Genomic DNA, 2,548 nt, shown 5'->3' on the forward strand with positions numbered 1-2,548 from the left:
AAGCCACCCCGGCGGCAAAGGAATCGTCCCAACCTTCAAACCACGGGCTTGGGTAGTCGATCATAGGCGCAGTGAGAATGGCTCTTAGCCCGCAGCGCTCTACCACTTGGGCGATGATCTCCGGGTAGAAGTACATATCGACAAACGTTGTGGTGCCGCTACTGATCATCTCGTAGCACGCAAGTTCAGCTCCCACTTCGATAAACTCTGGTGTTACGAACGCAGCCTCTAGGGGAAAAATGGTTTCCTCAAGCCAAGTCATCAGCTCAGTATCGTCGGCAATGCCTCTGAACAGTGTCATGGCGGTGTGGGTGTGGCCGTTGATTAAACCCGGCAATAGCACTCGACCTTCACCACGAAGAATGTGAGTAGACTGATATTCGTCGTAGATCGCCTGTGCTGGGCCTACCGCAATAATTTTGCCATCATCGACCACCACCGCGCCCTGCTCAATCACCTCGGCCTGATCATTCATGGTCACCACATAGTCGCCGGCAACAATGAAATCAACGTTGTCTCGGCAGGCGGCTAAGTGTGCAGCGCACAATACTATCATGCTGTATTGCAATAATTTTTTAGATGGCCAAATGAAGCGGGTAGGGAAACGCATTTTACTCTCGAACAGGATGATCAAAAGAGCCAGTGTACCCTGCTTTAGCGTGCGAATTAAAGGGCGCGCCAGCAGCGCCTAAATCACTATAAGCCCAAGTACGCCGACGCCATTTGGTAGGCGTTGTTTTTGAATTCAGCGCTGTCTACATTGAGCGGGGTATGATGGCCGTTGGCAGGCAGTAGCGCCCACATCAACGCGCCTCTGATGATGCCGTGGGTATAGGTTATCGCCAGGTTTAAGTCCGAGTGATGAATTCGATGTCGGTGGGGCTCTATTAAACGGCAGATAACCGCCACCAAGTGCTTGTTCCAGTCCACCAGTAGGTCGTGCATTTTACTGTCAACAATACGTTGGCGCTCCATCAAGCGAATGAATCCGTTATCGATACGGGCGGTAGAGAACATAATTTCTAAATGAAAGGCGAGGATATCCTCGGCGGTTTTGTCCTGCCACTGGCTATCTTCGGTAAGACGATCAATCTGGGCAAAGCGTGATCTTCGATACATTTCCAGTAGAGTGTAAAAGATTGATTGCTTGTCGGGAAAGCGGTGATATACCGCGCCCATAGATACACCAGCTGCTTTACAGATGTCAGTCATGGTGGATTCTTGGTAGCCCTTTTCCACAAACAGGCTTTTGGCGGCGCGCAGTATTTTAATCATGGTTTCTTTACTGCGCTTTTGTGTTGTCGTCGAAACCCATTCGCTGTCATCCAGCCAGTCGATACCAACGCCTTGAAATACATCGTTATTTTTCATTGACCACTCAGTCTAGTCGCTATTGCCGTGCAGGTGCAGTGTAAGCCATCTCGGTGGCGAATAAAATTTACCCATATAAAAAACAATCATAAATGTTTTACATGGTGAAAAATTGCTGGCCCACTAAAACCAGAGTGATCACTCGGGTTTTTATTCTTGAATCCCGCAACTACTTATAAAGCACAATAACAATAAAAAATTAAGGTCTGTTATGAAGCCAGTCGAGCCGCATCCTTTGACTATGGATGCCAGTGATCAAGGCGTTTTGCGTGGTGATCCAATCACCGGTGAGCGCTACTATTGCCCTGAATTTGCCAAGCAAGAATGGCAGCATCTTTGGACGAATATTTGGCATGTGGCCGGGCGTACCAAAGAGCTTGAGGAGCCTGGCGATTACGTAGTGCACAATTTTATGCACGAGTCAGTGATGTGCGTAAAACAAAGCGATGGCAGTATTAAAGCGTTTTATAATGTCTGCCAGCACCGTGGTTATCGGTTGTTGTCGGCCGACAACGGTTATGCACAAGACTTTCATTGTCCTTACCATGGTTGGGTGTGGGGCTTAAATGGCGTGCTTAAAGATCTACCCGATCAAGACGACTATAGTCAGGGTAACCCCTGCGGCAAATTAACTCTGAAAACACTGCGCTGTGATACTTGGGGTGGATTGATTTGGTATACCTTCAGTGATAACGCGCCCAGTCTTTACGATTACTTAGACCCACTGCCAACGCTATATCGAAATTACCCCATGGACACGGCCATTCGGGTGTTCTCTCGTAAAATAAAACTCAATTGTAACTGGAAGTTTTCCACCGATAATTTTAGTGAGTCTTACCATACGCGCACCGCGCACCCACAGGTGCCGCCGTGGATAGACCAAGATCACTGGAGTGCCAGACGAGAAGTATTTCCCAATGGCCATGGTCGCACTGTTCAACCCATGCGGCCATCGTTGCGCGATCGCTTGCCCGAAGGTGAGCCTCACCCCTTTGATGCTTTGCTGCAGTTTTGGGGGATAGATCCAGCCAGTTATCCAGACTACGAAACCAAAGCCATGCAGGGCTGGCTGGATTTAAAAGCTGCCAAAAAGCAGCGTTGGCAAGAGCGTGGCTATGTGCACTACCAAAACATGAACGAAGAAGAGCTTACCGACAGTCCACACACAACCATGGTA

3 protein-coding genes are annotated in these 2,548 nt (G+C 48.9%); 1 reads left to right on the forward strand and 2 read right to left on the reverse strand.

The genetic code is table 11. The features are described from left to right. Together KDK16_RS01250 and KDK16_RS01255 are read right to left on the reverse strand one after the other, a co-directional pair. On the reverse strand, window positions 1-634 hold a 634-nt coding region (locus KDK16_RS01250), incomplete at its 3' end, for an amidohydrolase family protein (RefSeq protein ID WP_257274319.1). A 62-nt stretch (window positions 635-696) separates the two neighbouring features. Further along, on the reverse strand, window positions 697-1,371 hold the full coding sequence (locus tag KDK16_RS01255; RefSeq protein ID WP_257274320.1) for a TetR/AcrR family transcriptional regulator: 675 nt from the start codon (window positions 1,369-1,371) through the stop codon (window positions 697-699). A 211-nt stretch (window positions 1,372-1,582) separates the two neighbouring features. Between KDK16_RS01255 and KDK16_RS01260 the strand changes: the two genes are divergently transcribed. After that, window positions 1,583-2,548, forward strand: a 966-nt coding sequence (locus KDK16_RS01260) for an aromatic ring-hydroxylating dioxygenase subunit alpha (protein ID WP_257274321.1), incomplete at its 3' end; no start/stop codon positions are given.

This window comes from Endozoicomonas sp. SESOKO4 (assembly GCF_024606275.1).

What these genes read in the sequence shown, in the direction of transcription:
- KDK16_RS01255 (WP_257274320.1), bottom strand. Translation starts at nt 1,371, where the DNA reads ATGAAAAATAACGATGTATTTCAAGGCGTTGGTATCGACTGGCTGGAT.